Here is a 215-nt window from a genome sequence, read left to right as displayed (position 1 = left end):
TTTTGCTCCTCCTTCAATGAAGTTTCTTACTGGTGAATGGCTCGTTTACTAAACGCCAGTGCACTTTCGCCAATACCTTCAGCAATGGTTGGGTGTGCATGAATCAATGTTTGTAATTCTGAAATGGTCCCTTCTGATACTCGGACGGCCAGCAATTCTCCTATTAGCTCAGTTGCATGTTTCCCAACAATCACTGCACCGAGCAGTTCACCGTA

1 pseudogene is annotated in these 215 nt (G+C 45.1%); it reads right to left on the bottom strand.

Annotation, left to right across the window (positions count from 1 at the left end):
- Nucleotides 1-26 precede the first annotated feature (26 nt).
- Nucleotides 27-215, bottom strand: a pseudogene (locus CHH91_RS19710) (dihydrolipoyl dehydrogenase); the annotation flags it as partial.

The organism is Virgibacillus sp. 7505 (assembly GCF_002272135.1).
GTDB lineage: Bacteria > Bacillota > Bacilli > Bacillales > Amphibacillaceae > Terribacillus.
The sequence above is the reverse complement of the archived record's forward strand: the minus strand, read 5'-3'. Positions and strand labels throughout refer to the sequence as shown.